The organism is Streptomyces sp. NPDC059900 (assembly GCF_050270335.1).
Classification (GTDB): domain Bacteria; phylum Actinomycetota; class Actinomycetes; order Streptomycetales; family Streptomycetaceae; genus Streptomyces.
Window position 1 is genome coordinate 1 of sequence record NZ_JBNNJZ010000113.1, and the last position, 19517, is coordinate 19517.

Genomic DNA, 19517 nt, shown 5'->3' on the forward strand with positions numbered 1-19517 from the left:
CTCCATGGGCCTGTCGATCCTGCTGATGATCCACCGCAGGACCACCGCGGCCGGCGTCCGCCTCCACCTGGACGACCGCCCCGCGAAACTGAACCGCCTTTTGACCCTCACCGGCACCCTGGACCACTTCACGGCGCCGGCGGCGAGCGGCGCGGAGCCCTCCCCCGGCAGCTCGGCGGAACCCCCCAAGACCGGCGGCGACGCAGACCCGGCCGGCTCGCAGGACCGCACGGCACCCACGTGACTCAACTCCACCCACTCCGCTCCCCGACCAGGCACGGGGAGGGAGCCAGACCCACTGACGGGGCGCATCCTCATGCCGACACGACAGCCGACCACACGCAGCTTCTCCCGCGAGGCCACCCGGTCCGCAGGCGAGATCGTCGAACACCTCGACGTGCTGTGGGAGCACGCCAGAGGCTCCGCCGCCCTCGCCCCCGTCTCCACCTCGCAGCTACGCCTGATGTACCTCGTCGACCGCGACGAGGGGAACGGGATACGCATGCGGACCCTGTGCACCCGGCTCGCCACCACCGCTCCCTCCGTCACCCGCATGTGCGACCGCCTCCAGGCCACCGGCTTCCTGGAACGTCTGCCGTGCCCCGGCAACGGCCGGGAGGTCACCCTACGCCTGACCCCCGAGGGCAGAGCCCACCTGCAGAGCATCCGCGAGCAGCGCGAGACCACGCTGCACACCGCCATCAACGCCCTCCCCCAGGCAGAACGCCGCGCCCTGGCCAAGGGCCTCGCGGGCCTGCACGCCCAACTCACGGCAGAAGAAGCCGAGGAGGAGAGCAGACCGGGGTTCGTCCATGCGGCTTGACCTGGGCAGCCGGAACCTCGCGCCGCGTAGCTCTGACACTGTTCATGTAAATCATCCGCAGTAGCCGCTGCGTGCCTCCCGCTTCCCCGCTCAGAGCCACTCAACTGATGCATCGAACCCGGCAGTCGCCCGATGCGGCGATAGCACTGGTCCGCTCGTCGCTGTCCGCCGGGGGGATCTCGTCACAGGGGAGCCACGACGAACGCCCCACGAAGAAAACCGAGTTAAAGTGATTCTCTTGTCGCTTCATGTGCCGCGCGGTACAACCGCCGGGAGTCGTCAGATTTGTCTCAGAAGCTGTGAAGGCGAGGGTTCCGTTGGGGGGAGCGAGAGGGCAGCGACCGACCGTGGTCGTGCTCACTGCTTTGCAAGTGGAATACGAGGCAGTACGTCGGCATATGGCGGACGTCCACGAGGTCGAGCTGCCGCAGGGCACTCTCCTTGACGTCAGACGGATACCAGGCCTCAACTGGGACGTAGTACTAGCGGAGACGGGACCCACCAACACTCGCGCGGCCCTTGTCACTCAGCCCACCATCGAGTACTTCGACGCCGAGATGGTGCTCTTCGTCGGCGTAGCTGGTGCGCTCAAGAACGATATCCACCTCGGTGATGTGGTAGTCGCCAGGCGGGTTTATGGCTACCAGAGCGGGCGTGAGAGTACGGACGGTTTCGCCGCCAGGCCTGATGCCTGGGAACCGGCATACACCATGGACCAATTGGTGCGCTCCGCTCGACGCAACGACCCGTGGGCCTTCCTCCCTCCGAGTCATCGCCCTGCCACTCTGCCTCGTGTTCACTTCGAGCCGATCGCCTCGGGCGATGTACTGCTCGCCTTCCAAGACTCCGAGACGGCCCGCCGGATTCGCCTTCACTACAACGACGCCGTGGCCATCGACATGGAAAGCCACGGCGTCACTCACGCGGCCCGGATGAACCGCGCGGTGCGGGCCCTCTCCATCCGCGGCATCAGTGATTTCGCCGACTCGGGAAAGGCCACATGCGACGCAGCGGGATCCCAGGAGACCGCGGCGCGACACGCTGCCGCCTTCGCATTGCGGGTGCTGCGCGACCTGCGTCCCGCCGGCCGACCGGCTCATGGGCGATCTCAAGGGCCCACGGCCGTTGTAGTTTCCGGCCCTGACCGCATCTCCGGTCCAGCCGCCTGGGGCAGCCAGCCTGTCGTCAAGGTGGAAGCAGAGGAGTACCTGCTGTACGAAGGCCCCGGAGACCTGCTTCACGAATCCCGGGACGGGGATGTACTCCGACGTCAGGCGGTGGCACGTGTGGTGTCCGGCGGGAACACCCGCGACGCCTACGCTTGGCTGCGCCAAGTGGAGTGGACACAACCGCTACCCGGCCCTAGCCACTTCGACCCCCTGGCCGCGCTGGAACAGGAGGCCGAGCTGTGCCGAAACCTCCAAGGCCCCGATATCGTGCAGCTGATCCGCGGAAAGGACACCGCCACACTCGCACTGGCTTGGCCAGGTGACCCAAAGCTCGCTCGCCCCTCAGAGACCCTGCACGCACTGCTGCCCGAACCACCTGCACCGACTGACCCGCTGCGCTTGTGGTCGATCGTGAAGGGACTCGCAGAAGTGGCCCACGTTCTTGAGCAGTTGAGCAGCGAGGGGTTATCGCACCGGGCGCTCCGGCCAACCGCCGTCGTCATGCACCAGCAAATGGTGCTGCGTGACTTCGGTCTCGCCACCGTCCCGCCCCGCCTGGGCGAGAATCCAGGTCCCTACCAGGCACCGGAGCAGCGCTACGGCTCAGGTGCCCGCCCAGGGCCTGCTACCGACGTCTACCAAATAGGCGCGCTGCTATATCGCGCGCTGACCGGCCGCACCCCCGAGCCCAGGCTGCCTGCTTACCGTGGCTCGGCCTCCGTACCGGACAGTCTCGTCCATGCGGTGACGGGCGCCCTGCATGCGGACCCACGGGCCCGCCCTGGGGTCCGTACGCTCCGTCTCGCTCTGCTCACCGCTGCTCGCGAGCTGAGGTCCGTCCCGCCGACCCAGCTCTGAGGAGCGTGCCGATGCCCGTCACCACAATTAGCTTGCGCACTCCACTTGTGCTCGTCCCAGGGCTCGGCCTTGACAACCAGCTCCGCACGAAAGCCGAATCCAGCGCGGGTCTGCCACCCGACATCCCGCGGATTGTCCATGATCTGAACCAGCTCGACGGCGGCGCGCCCGTGAGCGTCAGCCCAGCCAATGGCAAATATAAGCCCTCCTTGCTGGTCCACACTCGTACGTACCGCTTGCGCCTCGAGGCGACAAATCGAGGGACCGGCTACTTCGTTAAGCAAATCGACCCCCTGCGCCTGACCGACCACGCACGCCTCGCCAGGTCCTGTCTCCTGGTGCGCCCACCTACCTGGCGCATGGTGTTCGAGCTGAGAGCCATACCCGAGGGCTCGGATGCCCAGTGGCAGGCCATTGAACATGCCTGGCAGAGTCTTGGACGGGCGCAGACACTGCACCGGGAATTCCCTCTCGTCAGCGAAGCCCAGTCGAAGTTCCTCGACACGGTGGACCGGCTGATCGATGCGACAGAAGAGATCACCACCCAGGAAGAGCGTCGAGCTGCTCCATTTCCTTATCAGCGCCTGACCGCCACCGGCGGCAAGCGCAGCAGCACTCCGCAATCCGTCTACGAGTTCAACCTCATCGGGCCGGCGTCGCCACCGGCCGGCGCCTTTGTTCATATTCAGGGCGACACAGAGACCCGCGGGCGGGTAGGCCGGGCGGTCGCCGGTTCCATCACCGTCCGCTTCGATCAGCCTGTGTCGTGGGACCGCTTGCCAGCACGTGGCGCGCTGCAGCTCATCCCGAGCAGTGTGATCTTCAACAAGCAGCGGCAAGCCGTGGCGAGTCTTCGCAGACAGGACACCAAGAACGCCGGCCTCCTCAAGGCCGTGGTCGAGCACCAAGTGCGCACGATCCCCGTCACGAACGTGCGGCCTAACGAGCAGCTCGACCCCGAACAACTTGAAGCATTCCGGAAAGCGTTGACCACCGAGGACCTGCTGGTTGTGCTCGGCCCGCCCGGCACTGGCAAGACCCGAACCATCACAGAGATCGCCCACACCGCTGCGACGGCGACCACCGCCGATAGCGGCCGGGTGCTCGTCACATCCCATACCAACCGCGCCGTGGACAACGTGCTGGCCCGACTGCCTCGGGATCTCGTGGTGATCCGGATCGGTGATGAGAGCAAGGTGCACGCCGACGTCAAACCGTTGCTCCTTGAGGAACAGTCGGAGAGCCTCTCCGAGGAAATCCGACATGCTATGACCCAGCGCACGCAGGCTTACCGGGAAGCAGCAGCCGTAGAACCGTGGGCAGACGAACTCGCCTCTCGAGTCCACCAGGCCGACGGACTGATCGAGGAAGCGCAGGCCGCAGCCAAGCGTCTGCAGGGGGCAATCCAAGCGGCAACCGCACCGGCCCAGGAGAAGCTGGCAACGTTGCGGCACAAGGAGCACGAACGGACGTCGGCTATGCAATCTCTGCCCGAGCGTGCCACGTGGCTTCAGGAAAGAGCTCAGACCGAGTGGCAGCGTTCCAACGCCCTTCTCACGGGACGGTTGCACCGCTCCCGCGCTCAGCGCCGGGAGGCGGAGCTCTCTACAGTGACGGCCGAAATTCAGCGGCTCGAACTGCTGGCCCCGGAGCTGCATCGACAGACGGAAGCGGCGAGCGCCGAGGCGGAGCGCGCAGTCCGCGAGGACGCTACCGTGTGCGCGGCCCGAACCGCATACCAGACGACGGAACGCCACCTCGACGAGAGCCTTCTGTCGGCCTACGAGGCCGCTGACATGGCCGTCCAAGCACTTGGCGCTGCCGTGCCAGGCGTGCCCATGCCCGCTCGACTGCCAGTCGCGGCCGACGCGGCAGCCTCGCTGCACACCCTGCACAGGCAGCTCGCGGATTGGCTACCGCTCCTCTCACGACGCCAGGAACTCACGCAGCAATGGCATGCCGCGATCAGCCACGACCCAGGCCAGCTAGTGCCCGAGCTTGTCCGGTACGCACAGGTAGTCGGCGCCACCTGCATCGGTGCGGCGTCTCGCCCCGAACTATCCGGGGTCGACTTCGATTTGGGAATCGTCGACGAGGCTGGCCAGATCGGCGTCGCGGACACCCTGGTGCCACTGACTCGAGTTCGCCGTGGCGTCCTGGTCGGTGACGACCGACAACTGCCCCCCTTCCGCGACACCGAAGTGGATGCGTGGGCTCAAGACAACGGCGACCCCGAACTGGTCCGACTGTTGTCCCAGAGCGCCATGGAACGTCTGCGTGCCGGACTGCCCTCCTCCCACATCGTGCAACTCACCCGTCAGCGTCGGATGCCCGCCGAGATTGCCGACTTCATCTCCGCCGCCTTCTACCGGGGTGAACTACTCACAGAGAAAGACCACCGCCATTCCGACCCTCTGTTCACGAGCCCAATGGCCTTCGTCGACACCGCCTCGCTGCCAGACAGCGCACGTCGTGAGTCAGGGAACCGTCATACCGAAGGCCCCGGCCGCAAAGGCCCCTTCAACACCTGTGAAGCACGTCTCCTGGCCCGGCTTGCCGCCTTCTATCATCACCGCGGTTCCGAGTGGGTGGTGATCGTCCCCTATCTCGCTCAGCGCCTGGAGGTTGTCCGGCACCTAACTCCGCTGATCGGTGACTCTCAGCTAGCGGATGCATCGGTCGGCAGCGTCGATTCCTACCAGGGCGGAGAGCGCGACATCGTCCTGTACGGCTTCACCCGTAGCAATCCCGAAGGCCGAATCGGCTTCCTCAAGGAGCTCCGCCGCGCCAACGTCGCGTTCACGCGCGCCAAGAGTCAACTGGTTCTGGCAGGCGATCTGAGCACCCTGATGCGGGCGGACGATCCCGGCTTCCGCCTTCTCATCGGGGACCTGCATCAGCACCTACTCGACCGCGGCGACCTGCAGGACTACCGGGACGTCATGGCAGCGTTGGACGAAGTCGTCCCGGACAGCGAAACCGCTGACCTGTCCCCAAGAGAAGGCCGACCGTGACGACTGCTCCCCGCTTGATGAACTTCCCAGAAGAGCGAGTTCTGGAAAATGCAGCCTTCGGCCAAGGCCTCGTGCCAACCCGGCTTTACGCTCTGCTGTTGCCAGTCTGGCAGGTGGAGATCCGCGCAGACATCACCGAGGGCGAAGCGTTCTTCCTGATCGACCGTTTCCTGGAGCGCGGCCTGCGTCACGGCTCCTTGCACACTGTGGACGAACTCGCCTCGTTCTTCGCCCTGGATCACGCTTTGGTCGCGCAGGCCGTACGCTTCCTCATTGCAATCGGCCACCTGCGGGAGGAGTCCGGAGGCCGACTGTCTCTTACACCATTGGGGCAACGCTCCGTGGACGACGACATCCGCTATGTGGTCACCCACCAAGACCGTCGCAAGCTGTACTTCGAGGCACTGAGTTGCACCCCGCTGCCCCGAACCCACTACGACGACGAGGTCGTGACCCTTCTATCCGACGGCGAACTTGACCGGGCGCTACGAAGAGACCACCACCCGCGCTTCACACCGATGTACGTGACATCTGGCTTCGACCGGTCAGCCCTGGACCGCCTCAAGGACCGCAAGGACCGGGCCCAGTTCAACCTGCCGGTTGCCCTGGATGCCGTGGAGTGCCTGAGCGAGACGCTCGTGTTCCTGCCCGTCTACCTCGTGCGCGACAGAAAGAGGCTCTTGGTCTACGGCCAGGCCGAGGCCGGAACCGCACACGACCCGGAGCTCAGCGAGATCTGCAGCCGCACTCCAGAGCTGATCAACGCTCTCGATAACGAGGAAATGGACGCCGAGGCAGATGAACGCCTCCTGCGGTCCGCCCGGAAGTGGCTTCGCGAGCAGGGCCTCGATGCGGTCGCCCCGGAACAGGACAACGACGGCACCTGGTCCGTGTCTCTACCCGTCACTGCCTTCGGCGAGAAGAGGATCCCGATCTCCCGTATCGGCAGCTATCGCATGGCAGGCAGTCTCTTCTTCCGCGTGTGGTGCCCAGAGGAAACACCCCGCAAGCTTGCTCTCCTTCACAGACTGGACCAACGAATGGGCTCGCGTCGGCAGGTCACTCGGCACGAGGCCGAAGAACTCATCGCTCGCCTGGCCCGCCAGCTGCACCTGGAGGTCCCAGAATTGACTCGGCTACGCCGTGGTGCAGAAAAGACCGGTCTCAGCGGCCTGGAATCCCAACTGGCACGACTGGAGAATGAGTAAAAGTGGTTGACGCCGGCCAGCTTCTGCTTGCTGAGTACGAGCAGATCAAACAAGAGCAGCGAGCGCGTATCGGCTTCCGTGACAACCTCATCTACGCCACCCTAGCGGTCATGGCGGCGGTTATCGGCTCGACGCTTGCTCGGGGCATCCGCCTTGAACTACTTCTGTTACTCCCTCCGCTGTCCACCATTCTGGGGTGGACCTACTTGGTGAACGATGAGAAGATTTCAGCCATAGGTCGGTATATTCGCGATGAACTGTCCCCCCGCCTTGCAGAGCTGACCTCGGACCAGGCAGAGGCCTTCGGCTGGGAATCGGCACACCGCCGCGACGCACACCGCCGCTCACGGAAACGCTTCCAGCTTGCTGTGGACCTGCTGACATTCTGCGGGGCACCGCTTGCGGCACTGGTCGTCTACTGGCTACTCGGACCGCCGCAGTGGCCGCTGATACTGATCTCGCTTGCCGAGGCAACCATGGTCATAGGTCTGGCCAGACAGGTTGTGCGCTACGCCGACCTCGGGGCTAACCAGCCACTATGAATGTCGCCGCCAGGACTGGCACGTCCCGCCGCTGCACAACCAGCAGACGGAATGAGACAGTGATCCAACAAGATCGGGAAGTTCGCCCGTGCAGACGAACTTCCCGCTTCACTACCGCGCTATCTCATCTAGCTCGTCCACAACGAGGCATTCAGGGCCACGGGGCTCTGCGAGCACTAGCCCATTGCGGCACCAGATGTCGGGCAGGCAGATCGAGAGTCGGCGCCAGCCCAACTTGGCGCAGGTATAGCTACACAGCCGTCACACCCTATGGCCGATAAAAGAGAGCCGCACCTTCCGGTCAGGGTTGTCGACGTTCGTGTCCACCAAGCACACCGACTGCCACGTCCCCAGCTCCAGGCGGCCCTCCAGGACCGGCAGCGTCGCGTGCGGCGGGACCAGGGCCGGGAGGACGTGGTCGCGGCCGTGGCCGGGGCTGCCGTGGCGGTGCTGCCAGCGGTCGTCGGCCGGGAGCAGGGTGTGCAGCGCGGCAAGGAGGTCGTTGTCGCTGCCCGCGCCCGTCTCGAGGATCGCGATGCCGGCGGTGGCGTGCGGGACGAAGAGGTTGAGCAGGCCGTCGCGGCCGGATGACACTTCGCGCAGGAAGTTCTGGCAGGCGTCGGTGAGGTCGAAGACCCTCTCCTGCGAGCCGGTGGTGACGTTCAGGACACGTGTGGTGAAAGCGTCGGACATGGGTCCATCTTCCCTCACGGGACTCCCATTCACTGATACGTGGAGTCCGCCTTTCGAGACGCCATTGACCGTACGCCGACGATCTGGCTACGTTCTGCGGCATGTTGCGTTCAGCCCTGCTCACCACGCGCGGTCACATCGACCTGCTGCGGGTGGCTTCTGCTGCGTGTCGCCGAGGCTGCTGACGCTCTTTCAGCCTCAGCCCCTCCCCTCACCTCTTCACCCCTTGCTTCTCGCTGCCCTGACGCCTGCGTGCGATTGATCCAGTAGATCCAGTAGATCCAGTCGCCCCCGCGCCGGCCTTTCGGGTATCCCTCCCTCCTGCCCTGCCGTGGAGCACCCTTGAGCATCAGCCATGCCCCGCCGGATCCTGTATCCGACATTTCGGGTATATCCAATTCGGATCCTTCCGCCGAGACCGTCGACGACGACCTCAGCACCGCCACCCGGTCAGGTGGCGAACCCGATCTCGTTCCCATCGTCCCCGCCTCCGCCCGCCGCGCCCGCGTCCCCCGCTGGCTGCGCCGCACCTCCGGCCCTCTCGTCCTCCTCGCCCTGTGGCAACTCCTCAGCTCCACAGGCACGTTGAGCGCTGACATCCTCGCCGCGCCGGGGACCATCGCCGGTGTCGGCCGTGACCTTCTCGCCGACGGCTCGCTGACCTCCGCCATGGGGGTCTCCCTCCAGCGGGTCGCCGTGGGGATGCTGATCGGCACGCTCGTCGGGACCTCGCTCGCGCTGATCTCCGGGCTCTTCCGCGTCGGCGAGGACCTCGTCGACGCCAGCGTGCAGATGCTGCGCACCGTGCCCTTCGTCGGGCTCATCCCGCTGTTCATCATCTGGTTCGGCATCGGCGAAGCACCCAAGGTCGCCATCATCACCCTCGGCGTGTCCTTCCCGCTCTACCTGAACGTGTACGCGGGCATCCGCGGGGTCGACTCGCAGCTCATCGAGGCCGGGGAGTCCCTGGGGCTCTCGCGGTGGGGGCTGGTGCGCCACGTCATCCTGCCGGGCGCGCTGCCGGGTGCGATGACCGGCCTGCGCTACTCCCTCGGCATCGCCTGGCTCGCCCTGGTCTTCGCCGAGCAGATCAACGCGGACTCCGGGATCGGCTTCCTGATGGTCCAGGCGCGGGACTTCCTGCGGACCGACGTGATCGTCGTCTGCCTGATCGTCTACGCCTTCCTCGGCCTCATCGCCGACTTCATCGTCCGCACCCTCGAAAGGCTGCTGCTGCAATGGCGACCGACGTTCACCGGCCGGTGACGACCGCTTCTCCCACGACGCAGGCGACCTCGGCGGTACGCGTCGAAGGCCTCACCCGCACCTTCGACGGGCGCGCCGTCATCGACCGGCTCGACCTCGACGTGAAACCGGGCGAGTTCGTGGCGCTGCTCGGGCGCAGCGGCTGCGGCAAGTCGACCCTGCTGCGCATCCTCGCCGGGCTCGACCGCGACATCGAGGGCACCGTCCTCGTGCCGCGCCGCAAGGCCGTCGCGTTCCAGGCGCCCCGCCTCATGCCCTGGAAGCGGGTGTGGCGCAACGTCCTGCTCGGCCTCAAGGGCAAGCCCGAACGCGGCCTCGCCGAGCGGGCGTTGGAGGAGGTCGGGCTCAAGCACCGTACGAACGCCTGGCCCAAGACGCTCTCCGGCGGCGAGGCCCAGCGCGCCTCCCTGGCCCGCGCCCTGGTGCGCGAGCCCGACCTGCTGCTGCTCGACGAGCCCTTCGGCGCCCTCGACGCGCTCACCCGCATCAAGGCCCAGCGACTCGTCGACGAACTGTGGCAGCGGCGCGGATGCGCCGTCCTGCTCGTCACGCACGACGTCGAGGAGGCCGTACTCCTGGCCGACCGGGTCCTCGTCATGGACGAGGGGGTCATCGCATACGAGACCAGGGTCGATCTGGACCGGCCTCGCAGCATCTCCGATCCGCGCTTCGGCGAGCTGCGCGCCGAGCTGCTGCGACGTCTTGGCGTCGACGCGGACGCGGATGCCTCGCCGGAAGCCGCCGCGGCCTGAACCACCGCCGTCCCTCCCCCGACAGCACGAATTACACCGAACGGACTCACCATGCGACGACACATCGCCGCCCCCGCCCTGCTCTTCCCGCTGGCCCTGCTGCTCGCCGCCTGCTCCGGCTCCCCCTCCGCGAGCACCTCCTCCGCCGGCGCGGGCGGCAGGACCGACGGCAAGGGGTCGCTCACCCTCAACGTCGGTGACCAGAAGGGCGGTTCGGAGGCCGTACTGCGCGCCGCCGGGGAGCTCGACGACCTGAAGTACAAGATCCGCTGGTCGACGTTCACCTCCGGGCCTCCCCTCCTGGAGGCCATCAACGCCAAGGCCGTGGACCTGGGCGCCGTCGGCAACACGCCGCCCGTCTTCGCCGCCGGAGCGAAATCGAAGATCTCCGCGGTGGCCGCGTACCACGGCTCCGCGAAGGGCGAGGCCATCCTCGTGCCCAACGGCTCGTCCCTGAAGAAGACCGAGGAACTCAAGGGCAAGTCCATCGCCGTGACCCAGGGTTCGTCGGCGAACTTCCAGCTCATCGCCTCCCTCAAGAAGGCGGGGCTCGGCCTCAAGGACGTCAAGGTCAAGTATCTGCAACCGGCCGACGCCCTGGCCGCGTTCACCAGCGGCAAGGTGGACGCCTGGGCCGTCTGGGACCCGTACACCTCGCAGGTCCTCGAAAGCAAGAAGGGGCGCATTCTGACCGACGGCGAAGGCCTGGTGAACGGCCTCAGCTTCCAGGTGGCGGCGCCCGACTCCCTCAAGGACAAGAAGAAGTCCGCAGCGATCACCGACTACCTGCGGCGGCTGCGCAAGGCCCAGGACTGGGTCTATGACCACCCCGAGGCGTGGGCGAAGGTGTGGGCCAAGGACACCGGCCTGCCGTACGAGGCCGCGCTCGCCGCCGTCAAGCGCAGCAACGGCACCCGGGTCCCGGTGGCCATCGACAAGAACGTGATCGCCTCCGAGCAGGAGATCGCGGACACCTTCACCGGCCAGAAGCTCATTCCGCGCCGCGTGGACTTCGGCGACTTCGTCGACACCCGCTTCAACGGCAGCCTGCCGCCCTCCACCAGCAAGCCGCGCTCGTACGCCAAGGAGTCCTGACGATGACCGTCCACCTCAACTGGTTCCTGCCGACCGGCGGCGACGGTCGCACCCTCGTCGACCGGCACGCCTACACCGACGGCGGCGTCAGGCGCTCCCGAGTCACCCCCGTCAGCGGTGTGCGGGCGCCCGACATCGACTATCTGATCCAGATCGCCAAAGCCGCCGAGCAGTTGGGCTTCGAGGCGGTGCTCACCCCCACCGGCACCTGGTGCGAGGACGCCTGGCTGACGACGGTGGCCCTGGCCCAGCACACGGAACGGCTCAAGTTCCTGGTGGCGTTCCGGCCCGGTGTCATCTCTCCCGTGCTCGCCGCGCAGATGGCGGCCACGTACCAGCGCATCACCCGCGGTCGGCTGCTCCTGAACGTGGTCACGGGCGGCGACTCGACCGAGCAGCGGCGCTTCGGCGACCATCTCGACCACGATCACCGGTACGCCCGTACCGATGAGTTCCTGTCCGTCGTGCGCGGTGTGTGGGGCGGCAAGCCCTTCGACTTCCACGGCGAGCACTACGACGTGGAGGGCGGGCTCACCGCGCTGCCGCCGGACCCGCTGCCGGAGATCTTCTTCGGCGGTTCGTCGGCGGCGGCCGGTCCGGTCGCCGCGCGGCACACGGATGTGTATCTGACGTGGGGCGAGCCGCCGGAGCAGGTCAAGCAGAAGATCGACTGGATTCGCGGGCTCGCCGAGGAGCAGGGGCGCACGGTCCGCTTCGGAATCCGGCTGCACACCATCTCGCGGGATTCCGCCGCGGAGGCATGGGCGACTGCCAACCGGCTGCTCGACGACCTCGACCCGGACACCGTCGCCGCCGCCCAGCAGGCGCTCGGCCGCAGCGAGTCGGTCGGCCAGCAGCGGATGCTGGCGCTGCACGGCGGGTCCCGCGACGACCTGGAGATCTCGCCGAATCTGTGGGCGGGCGTCGGTCTCGTCCGGGGCGGCGCGGGCACCGCCCTGGTCGGCAGCCATGCGGACGTCGCCGACCGGATCGAGGAGTACCACGCGCTGGGCGTCGAGCACTTCGTGCTCTCGGGCTATCCGCATCTGGAGGAGGCGTACTGGTTCGGCGAGGGCGTGATCCCGGATCTGGCGGCGCGCGGGCTGCTGCCCCGGATTCCGGCCTCGCACGCGGGCACGGCGTCCGCGGCGAACGGGCGTGCGGCGTCCGCTCCGGGCGGCGCGCCGCTCCTGGTGGCGGGCGGGCGCTGACCCGAACACCGGCGGGGGAAGATCCCGTGCCCCGATGGAGTTAGTAGAAGCGTGAACGACATCGGGGTACGGGACGCGGCCGCACACACAGCGGCACAACAGGCGGATGCACAGGTGGACGCGCGCGAGGTGGACGCGCTCGTCATAGGCGCCGGTCAGGCGGGCCTGTCCAGCGCCTACCACCTGCGCAGGGTCGGCTTCGAGCCGGACCGCGACTTCGTCGTCCTGGACCACGCCCCTCGCCCCGGCGGCGCCTGGCAGTTCCGCTGGCCCTCGCTCACCTACGGCAAGGTGCACGGCATGCACTCACTGCCCGGCATGGAACTGACGGGCGCCGATCCCGCGCGGCCCTCCTCGGAGGTCATCCGGGAGTACTTCGAGGAGTACGAGCACCGCTTCGGCCTGCGGGTGCACCGGCCCGTCGACGTCCACCAGGTGCGCGAGGGCCACGGCGGACGACTCCTTGTGGAGACGTCGGCCGGGACCTGGGCCACCCGCACGCTGATCAATGCCACGGGCACCTGGGACCGGCCGTTCTGGCCGCGCTATCCGGGCCAGGACACCTTCCGCGGGCGGCAGTTGCACACGGCCGTCTATCCCGGGCCCGAGGCCTTCGAGGGGCAGCGGGTGATCGTCGTGGGCGGCGGTGCTTCGGGCACCCAGCATCTGATGGAGATCGCTCCGTACGCCGCCGCGACCACCTGGGTCACCCGGCGCCCGCCCGTCTTCCGCGAGGGCCCCTTCGACGAGAACTGGGGGCGCTCGGCCGTCGCCATGGTCGAGGAGCGGGTACGCCAGGGTCTCGCGCCGCAGAGCGTGGTGTCCGTGACGGGGCTGCCCGTCAACGACGCCATCCGGCAGGCCAGGGCCGACGGCGTGCTCGACCGGCTCCCGATGTTCGACCGCATCACGCCGAGCGGCGTGGAGTGGGACGACGGGCGGCGCGTGGATGCCGACGTCATTCTCTGGGCCACCGGATTCCGGGCGGCGATCGAGCACCTGGCGCCGCTGCGGCTGCGCGAGCCGGGCGGCGGCATCCGCATCGAGGGCACCAGGGCCGCCGCCGATCCCCGCATCCACCTGGTGGGGTACGGGCCATCGGCCAGCACGATCGGCGCCAACCGGGCGGGGCGTGCGGCGGTGCGGGACATCCAGCGGCTGCTCGCGCAGGCGCCGGTCACGGCGTGAGGGCCGTGACCGGCGTCCGCCGGCTGTTTAGCGGCCGCTAGCCGGCCTGCTTGTTCTCGTCCTTGCCGTCCTTGCCGTCCTTGCTCTTGTTCTTGTTGAACTCCGCCACGTTCTTCTGCTGCTCCTCGAAGCTCGACGTGAAGCGGGTGTCGCCCGGCTTGACCGTCACGAAGTACAGCCAGTCGCCCTGCGTCGGGCTGGTCGCCGCGCGCATCGCCTCCTCGCCGGGGTTGCCGATCGGGGTGGGGGGCAGGCCCATGCGCGTGTAGGTGTTGTACGGGCTGTTGATCTTCGTGTCGCTGTCGCGCGTGTTCAGCGTCGAGCGGTTCAGGGCGTAATTGATCGTCGAGTCCATCTGCAGGGGCATGCCCTGTTCGAGGCGGTTGTAGATGACCCGGGCCACCTTGCCCATGTCCTCCTTGGAGCCCGCCTCGGCTTCGATCATGCTGGCGATGGTGACGGTCTGATAGACGTTCACGGCGTTGCGGTCGGCGCCCGCGGTGACCTGGCCGCCGCTGAAGTTCTTGGTGGCCGTGTTGACCATGTACGAGAGCACGGACTCGGGGGTCGACTGGTCGCCGATGGGATAGGTGGCCGGGAAGAGGTAGCCCTCGGGGTTCCCGCTTGCGTCGCCGGGGAGTTTGAGACGGGCCTTGGGGATGGCCTTCTTCGTGGTGCCGGCCGGCACCTCGAGGGCCTTGTCGACAGCCCCGTACACCTGGCTGGAGCGCCAGCCCTCGGGGATGGTCAGTGTCTGGGGGCGCGCACTGTCGTCCGGGAGCAGCAGCGGCACCGCCACGGCGGTGGCCGCCACGACGGCTCCGGTCGCGATCAGGGCGATCCGGCCCCGACGCGTCAGTCGAATCGTGCCCCGGCGCGGAGTCTTGGTCTGCAGCATGCGGGCACATTATCCCGCAAATGCGGACATACCGAGCATATTTTCATGTCGCGGGCTCAAGTTGAGCGTCTCGACGTACCAGGGCGGCATAGCGGCCGTCCCGCTCCAGGAGTTCCTCGTGGGTGCCGCGCTCGGCGGTGCGTCCGGCGTCCAGGACCACGATCTGGTCGGCGCCGCGCACCGTGGAGAGCCGGTGGGCGATCGTCAGCGTCGTCCGGTCGGCGGACAGGGCGTCGATGGCGTCCTGCACGGCGTGCTCGGTGTGCGTGTCCAGGGCGCTGGTGGCCTCGTCCAAGATGAGCACCGGCGGATCGCGCAGGATCGTACGGGCGATGGCCAGGCGCTGCTTCTCGCCCCCGGAGAAACGGTGGCCGCGCTCGCCGACCACCGTGTCGTACCCGTCGGGCAGGGAGGCGATGTGGTCGTGGATCTGGGCCGCGCTCGCCGCCGCGATCAGTTCCTCGTCGGTGGCGTCGGGCTTGGCGAAGCGCAGGTTCTCGGCGACCGAGGCGTGGAAGAGGTAGGTCTCCTGGGAGACGACGCCAACCGCGCGGGCCAGCGAGTCGAAGTCCAGGTCGCGCACGTCGACGCCGTCGATGGTCACGCGGCCTCCCGTCACGTCGTACAGCCGGGGCACCAGGTAGCTGAGGGTGGACTTGCCCGAGCCGGTGGGACCCACCACGGCCAGGCTGGCGCCGGCGGGGACGGTGATGTCGATGCCGTCGAGGATCGGGCGGCCCTGGCCCTCGTCCCCTTCGTAGCGGAACTCGACGTCCTCGAAGCGGACTTCGCCCTTGATCGTCTCCAGGCGCACGGGGTGCTCGGGCTCGGTGATGTCGACGGGCAGGTCCAGATACTCGAAGATGCGCTGGAAGAGCGCGAGCGAGGTCTGGATCTGGACGCCGGTGGACAGCAGGCTCACGGTGGGCCGGAACAGGCCCTGCTGGAGCGAGACGAAGGCGACGAGGGTGCCGATGGAGACTGTGGGGCCGCCCATCTGGAAGGCCAGGCCCGCGGTCCAGTAGATGACGGCGGGCATGGCGGCCATGACGATCGAGATGACGGCCATGCGCCAGCGCCCCGCCATGTTCGAGCGGACCTCCAGGTCCACCAGGCGCTCGGACTCGTCGGCGAAGGTCCTGGTCAGGGAGTCGGAGCGGCCCATCGTGCGGCCCAGCAGGATGCCGCTGACGGAGAGCGATTCGGTGACCGTCGCGGCCATCGCGGCCATCTGCTTCTGGCGCTGGGTGGCTATCTTCTTGCGTTCGCGGCCCACCCGGCGGCTGATCCACACGAAGACGGGCAGCAGGAGCAGCGAGACGACCGTCAGGCGCCAGTCCAGGGCGAGCATCGCGACGATCGTGGCGATCACGCTGGTGAGGTTCGAGACCAGGGAGGTGGCGGTGGAGGTGACCGTCGCCTGCATGCCGCCGATGTCGCTGGCGATGCGGGACTGGACCTCGCCGGTGCGCGTCCTGGTGAAGAAGGCGAGCGACATGCTCTGCAGGCGGCCGTAGACCGCGGTGCGCAGGTCGTGCATGACGCGCTGGCCGACCGTCGTGCTGATCAGGGTCTGCAGGACGCCGAAGACGCTGGTGACGACCGCGCTGAGGATCATGCCGAGGGCGAGCAGGCTCAGCAGGCCCGTCCGTCCCTGGGGGATGGCGGTGTCGAGGATTTCCTTCAGGAGGAAGGGGGTGGCGACCGAGACCAGCGAGGCGGCGCCGACCAGCAGGCCGACGATCGCGAGGCGGGCGCGGTAGGGGCGGAAGAGGCGCAGGATGCGGCGGATCTGCCGCGGCTGTTCCTCCTGACCGGGGACCGGCGGCTGCGGGGTCCACTTGGGTTCGTCGTGACGCATGGGCTCCTACGGGAGGCGAGAGGGCCGCCGGCCGGAGATACGGCCGACGATGACTGAGGGAGCATAGCTCACTGTTACCTATACTCACAATGCACAAGGTCCTGATATTGTTCCCGCATGGACACCCCGGACGCCGACGGACTGCTCGCCGAACAGCTCCTGCGGCTGACCCGCAGGCTGCACCGCATCCAGAAGCGCCATCTGGTGCCGATCGGCATCACCCCGGCCCAGTCCCGCCTGCTGCGCACCCTCGCGCAATACGACACGCCGCCGCGCATGGCCGACCTCGCCCAGCACCTCGAAGTCGTCCCGCGCGCCGTGACCAGCCTGGTCGACGCACTGGAGGCCAGCGATCACGTGCGCCGCGTCCCCGATCCCGCCAACCGCCGGGTGATCCGCATCGAGCTCACGGACACCGGACGCAAGGCCCTGCGGGAGCTGCGCAGCGCGCGCCGGGCCGCCGCAGAGGACATCCTGGCCCCACTGGACGCCGAGCAGCGCGAGCAGCTGGGCGGCCTGCTGAACGCACTGTTCGATGTGCCGGAAGGCCGTCGCTGCTGACGGCCCCGGCCCTCCGGCAGCGCTGACCGCCCCGCCCCGACCCGCCCGCACGACCCCGCCGAGGAGAGCTCATGCCGTTCCTGGAGCCCAAGCCGGAAGCCCTGCGCCCCGCACGGCGCACGGAGGGCCCGGCCCCCGACCGGGTGCCGGACCGGCAGGCCGCGGGCACCCCCGAGCCGCTGCGCTCGGAGCTGTCCGCGCTCCTGGGCGCGGACAAGGTCCTCACGAATATCTCCGACCTCGTGCGGTACGCCTCCGACGCGAGCCCCTACCGCTTCGTGCCGCAGGTCGTGGTCGTCGCCGAGGACATCGACGACATCTCCGCCGTCCTGTCGTACGCGCACGGCAGGAGCCGCGAGGTCGTCTTCCGCGCGGCAGGCACGTCCCTCAACGGCCAGGCCCAGGGCGAGGACATCCTGGTCGACGTGCGCAAGCACTGGGCGGGCATCGAGGTCATCGGGGACGGCGCGCAGGCCCGCATCGGCCCCGGCACGACGATCCTGCGGGCCAACGCCACCCTCGCCCGGCACGGACGCGTGCTCGGCCCCGACCCGGCGAGCGCCATCGCCTGCACGATCGGCGGGGTCGTCGCGAACAACGCATCGGGGATGACGGCGGGCACCACCCGCAACTCGTACCGCACGGTGGCCTCGCTGACCTTCGTCCTGCCGACGGGCACGGTCGTCGACACCGCCCAGCCGGACGCCGACGCGCAGCTGGCGCAGGCCGAGCCGGCCCTGTGCGAGGGCCTGCTGGCGATCAAGCGGGAGATCGAGGCGGACCAGGAGCTCACCGCCCGCATCCGCGCCAAGTACGAGATCAAGAACACGAACGGCTACCGCCTGGACGCGTTCCTGGACGGCACGACCCCCGTGGAGATCCTGCGCGGCCTGATGGTCGGCTCGGAGGGCACCTTCGGCTTCATCTCGCAGGTCGTCTTCGACACGCTGCCGCTGGACCGGCAGGTCACCACGGCCCTGCTGTTCTTCCCCTCCCTGCCCGCCGCCGCGGCAGCGGTCCCGCTGTTCAACGAAGCGGGCGCGCTGGCCGTCGAGCTGATGGACGGCAACACCCTGCGCGCCTCGACCAGCGTGGCCGGGGTGCCCGCCGACTGGGCCCGCCTCCCGAAGTCCACGGCCGCGCTCCTGGTGGAGTTCCGCGCACCGGACGAGGCGGGCCAGGAGGCGTACGAAGCGGCGGCCGCCAAGGTCGTCCAGGGCCTCGAACTCGTCGCGCCGGTCGCCTCGGTGACCAACGCCTTCACCCGCGACCCGAAGACGATCGGGAGCTACTGGAAGGCGCGCAAGGCCTTCGTCACGGCGGTCGGCGGCTCGCGCCCCTCCGGGACGACACTGATCACCGAGGACTTCGCGGTGCCGCCCTCACGCCTGGCCGACGCCTGCGAAGCCCTCCTCGAACTCCAGACCCGGCACCGCTTCGACGCGGCCGTCGCGGGACACGCCGCGCACGGCAATCTGCACTTCCTGCTCGCCTTCGACGCGGCCCTGCCGGCGGACGTGGAGCGCTATGCCGCGTTCATGGACGACTTCTGCCGGCTGACCGTCGAACGCTTCGACGGCTCGCTGAAGGCCGAGCACGCGACGGGCCGCAACATCGCCCCCTTCCTGGAGCTCGAATGGGGCACCAAGGCCACGGAGTTGATGTGGCGCACCAAGCAGGTCATCGACCCGGACGGCGTGCTCGCGCCGCGCATCGTCCTGGACCGCGACCCCAAGGCCCACCTCCGCGGCCTGAAGACCATCCCCAAGGTGGAGCTGATCGCGGACCCCTGCATCGAGTGCGGCTTCTGCGAACCGACCTGCCCCAGCGAGGACCTGACGACCACCCCGCGCCAGCGGATCGTGCTGCGCCGCGAAATGATGCGCCAGGCCGCCGGCTCCCCGGTCGAGGACGGCCTGGTCGAGGCGTACGGATACGACGCCGTGGACACCTGCGCCGGCGACTCGACCTGCAAGCTGGCCTGCCCGGTGGGCATCGACACCGGCGCCCTGATGAAGGACTTCCGCCACGCACGGCACTCGCCGCGCGAGGAGAAGGCAGCCGCGTTCACCGCCAAAAACTTCAAGGCGGTCGAAGCCGCCGCCCGGCTCGCGGTGGGCGCCGCCGACCGGATCAGCGACCGGCTCCTGACCTCGGTCACGCGCGCCGCGCGCAAGGCCGTGCGCCCCGATCTGGTCCCCGAGTGGCTGCCCGGCATCCCCGGCGCGCCCGCCCGCAAGCTGCCGCGCACCCCGCGCGCGGGCGCCAGTGCCGTGTACTACCCGGCATGCGTCAACCGCATCTTCGGCAGCCCCGGCGATCGCTCCCTGCCCGAAGCGGTGGTCGCCGTCTCCGCCCGCGCGGGGCGGCCCGTCTGG

Annotated in this window: 16 protein-coding genes and 1 pseudogene; 14 read left to right on the top strand and 3 right to left on the bottom strand. The window is 68.4% G+C overall.

From position 1 onward, the window contains the following. The 6 genes and pseudogenes from ACQKIP_RS17740 to ACQKIP_RS17765 all read left to right on the top strand — a co-directional run. A pseudogene (locus ACQKIP_RS17740) lies at nucleotides 1-244 on the top strand (STAS domain-containing protein); the annotation flags it as partial. Between the two features lie 72 nt (nucleotides 245-316). Continuing rightward, nucleotides 317-823 (top strand): MarR family winged helix-turn-helix transcriptional regulator, encoded by a 507-nt coding sequence (locus tag ACQKIP_RS17745; RefSeq protein ID WP_365854415.1) that lies wholly within the window; start codon nucleotides 317-319, stop codon nucleotides 821-823. 347 nt (nucleotides 824-1170) lie between these two features. Next, nucleotides 1171-2850 carry a hypothetical protein gene (locus ACQKIP_RS17750; RefSeq protein WP_427743397.1) on the top strand — a complete coding sequence of 560 codons (1680 nt, stop codon included), beginning with the start codon at nucleotides 1171-1173 and terminating at the stop codon, nucleotides 2848-2850. Between the two features lie 11 nt (nucleotides 2851-2861). Continuing rightward, on the top strand, nucleotides 2862-5864 hold the full coding sequence (locus ACQKIP_RS17755) for a DEAD/DEAH box helicase (RefSeq protein ID WP_365854419.1): 3003 nt from the start codon (nucleotides 2862-2864) through the stop codon (nucleotides 5862-5864). Continuing rightward, complete coding sequence (locus ACQKIP_RS17760) at nucleotides 5861-7072, top strand: hypothetical protein (RefSeq protein ID WP_365854422.1); 1212 nt, start codon at nucleotides 5861-5863, stop codon at nucleotides 7070-7072. The genes ACQKIP_RS17755 and ACQKIP_RS17760 overlap by 4 nt, the downstream gene beginning before the upstream one ends. A gap of 2 nt (nucleotides 7073-7074) precedes the next feature. After that, nucleotides 7075-7614 carry a hypothetical protein gene (locus ACQKIP_RS17765; RefSeq protein ID WP_365854424.1) on the top strand — a complete coding sequence of 180 codons (540 nt, stop codon included), beginning with the start codon at nucleotides 7075-7077 and terminating at the stop codon, nucleotides 7612-7614. Nucleotides 7615-7875: 261 nt separating this feature from the next. Here the strand turns inward: ACQKIP_RS17765 and ACQKIP_RS17770 are convergent, their stop codons facing one another. After that, the gene (locus tag ACQKIP_RS17770; RefSeq protein ID WP_365854426.1) at nucleotides 7876-8307 is read right to left on the bottom strand and encodes a secondary thiamine-phosphate synthase enzyme YjbQ; all 432 of its coding nucleotides are present in this window, start codon (nucleotides 8305-8307) and stop codon (nucleotides 7876-7878) included. A gap of 101 nt (nucleotides 8308-8408) precedes the next feature. Between ACQKIP_RS17770 and ACQKIP_RS17775 the strand changes: the two genes are divergently transcribed. The 6 genes from ACQKIP_RS17775 (at nucleotide 8409) to ACQKIP_RS17800 (ending at nucleotide 13819) form a co-directional block, all read left to right on the top strand. Next, a complete protein-coding gene (locus ACQKIP_RS17775; RefSeq protein ID WP_349817350.1) occupies nucleotides 8409-8492 on the top strand; it encodes a putative leader peptide in 84 nt (27 codons plus the stop codon). Nucleotides 8493-8649: 157 nt separating this feature from the next. Next, complete coding sequence (locus ACQKIP_RS17780) at nucleotides 8650-9573, top strand: ABC transporter permease (protein ID WP_365854428.1); 924 nt, start codon at nucleotides 8650-8652, stop codon at nucleotides 9571-9573. Then, a complete protein-coding gene (locus ACQKIP_RS17785; protein ID WP_365854430.1) occupies nucleotides 9546-10325 on the top strand; it encodes an ABC transporter ATP-binding protein in 780 nt (259 codons plus the stop codon). The genes ACQKIP_RS17780 and ACQKIP_RS17785 overlap by 28 nt, the downstream gene beginning before the upstream one ends. Nucleotides 10326-10376: 51 nt before the next feature. Continuing rightward, on the top strand, nucleotides 10377-11420 hold the full coding sequence (locus ACQKIP_RS17790; protein WP_365854432.1) for an ABC transporter substrate-binding protein: 1044 nt from the start codon (nucleotides 10377-10379) through the stop codon (nucleotides 11418-11420). A gap of 2 nt (nucleotides 11421-11422) precedes the next feature. After that, complete coding sequence (locus tag ACQKIP_RS17795; protein ID WP_365854434.1) at nucleotides 11423-12631, top strand: LLM class flavin-dependent oxidoreductase; 1209 nt, start codon at nucleotides 11423-11425, stop codon at nucleotides 12629-12631. Nucleotides 12632-12691: 60 nt separating this feature from the next. Next, nucleotides 12692-13819 (top strand): NAD(P)-binding domain-containing protein, encoded by a 1128-nt coding sequence (locus tag ACQKIP_RS17800; protein ID WP_427743404.1) that lies wholly within the window; start codon nucleotides 12692-12694, stop codon nucleotides 13817-13819. A 37-nt stretch (nucleotides 13820-13856) separates the two neighbouring features. On the opposite strand, the gene mltG is transcribed toward ACQKIP_RS17800, so the two are convergent. Together mltG and ACQKIP_RS17810 are read right to left on the bottom strand one after the other, a co-directional pair. Then, nucleotides 13857-14714, bottom strand: a complete 858-nt coding sequence (gene mltG / locus ACQKIP_RS17805) for an endolytic transglycosylase MltG (RefSeq protein WP_365854740.1) — start codon at nucleotides 14712-14714, stop codon at nucleotides 13857-13859. A 46-nt stretch (nucleotides 14715-14760) separates the two neighbouring features. After that, nucleotides 14761-16578 carry an ABC transporter ATP-binding protein gene (locus ACQKIP_RS17810; RefSeq protein ID WP_365854436.1) on the bottom strand — a complete coding sequence of 606 codons (1818 nt, stop codon included), beginning with the start codon at nucleotides 16576-16578 and terminating at the stop codon, nucleotides 14761-14763. Nucleotides 16579-16695: 117 nt separating this feature from the next. On the opposite strand from ACQKIP_RS17810, the gene ACQKIP_RS17815 reads away from it, so the two are divergent. Further along, entirely contained in the window at nucleotides 16696-17139 is a 444-nt protein-coding gene (locus tag ACQKIP_RS17815; RefSeq protein ID WP_365854438.1) for a MarR family winged helix-turn-helix transcriptional regulator, read from the top strand. 71 nt (nucleotides 17140-17210) lie between these two features. Beyond that, nucleotides 17211-19517: FAD-binding and (Fe-S)-binding domain-containing protein (locus ACQKIP_RS17820; protein ID WP_427743402.1), on the top strand; the 2307-nt coding region annotated here is incomplete at its 3' end.

Excerpts from the sequence above, each read along its gene's own strand:
- ACQKIP_RS17745 (WP_365854415.1), top strand. The coding sequence starts at position 317 with ATGCCGACACGACAGCCGACCACACGCAGCTTCTCCCGCGAGGCCACC.
- ACQKIP_RS17755 (WP_365854419.1), top strand. The coding sequence starts at position 2,862 with ATGCCCGTCACCACAATTAGCTTGCGCACTCCACTTGTGCTCGTCCCA.
- ACQKIP_RS17770 (WP_365854426.1), bottom strand. The coding sequence starts at position 8,307 with ATGTCCGACGCTTTCACCACACGTGTCCTGAACGTCACCACCGGCTCG.
- ACQKIP_RS17775 (WP_349817350.1), top strand. The coding sequence starts at position 8,409 with ATGTTGCGTTCAGCCCTGCTCACCACGCGCGGTCACATCGACCTGCTG.
- ACQKIP_RS17785 (WP_365854430.1), top strand. The coding sequence starts at position 9,546 with ATGGCGACCGACGTTCACCGGCCGGTGACGACCGCTTCTCCCACGACG.
- ACQKIP_RS17790 (WP_365854432.1), top strand. The coding sequence starts at position 10,377 with ATGCGACGACACATCGCCGCCCCCGCCCTGCTCTTCCCGCTGGCCCTG.
- ACQKIP_RS17795 (WP_365854434.1), top strand. The coding sequence starts at position 11,423 with ATGACCGTCCACCTCAACTGGTTCCTGCCGACCGGCGGCGACGGTCGC.
- ACQKIP_RS17810 (WP_365854436.1), bottom strand. The coding sequence starts at position 16,578 with ATGCGTCACGACGAACCCAAGTGGACCCCGCAGCCGCCGGTCCCCGGT.
- ACQKIP_RS17815 (WP_365854438.1), top strand. The coding sequence starts at position 16,696 with ATGGACACCCCGGACGCCGACGGACTGCTCGCCGAACAGCTCCTGCGG.